Genomic DNA, 427 nt, shown 5'->3' on the forward strand with positions numbered 1-427 from the left:
ATCGGCGGACTTCAACGGCGTACTCGCATACGGACGACAGGGTAAGCTCGAGCACATTCGCAGTGTCGGCATAGCCGATGTAGAAGGTAAACGTCCCGTCACTCGGCACACGCAGTTTAAATGGGGTTCGGCGTCCAAATGGTTGGCAAGCGCGACTGCGCTGCGCTTGGTCGAGCGTGACCTGCTATCGCTCGACGCACCCGTTTCGACCTACCTGCCGGATTTCCGCCGCGATACGGGCGACCGTGTGCTGTTTAAGCATCTGCTGTCGAACACCAGCGGTATCACCGACCTCCTGGTTCCCGCGATCAAGGCAGATCGATCGCTCCTCAATTCGACAGGGTCGCCGGCCGAGATCCTCTCGAGGTTCGGGTCCGGCGACTTGAAGTTCACCCCCGGCGAAGGATGGGATTATACCCCCCTTAAC

The 427-nt window shown here is 59.7% G+C and carries 1 protein-coding gene; it reads left to right on the forward strand.

All coding sequences use genetic code 11. The features are described 5' to 3' along the window. The coding region (locus AC0IYH_RS29485; protein ID WP_471837592.1) for a serine hydrolase domain-containing protein at positions 1-427 on the forward strand (427 nt) is incomplete at both ends.

This window comes from Pseudomonas sp. AC463, from assembly GCF_979253585.1.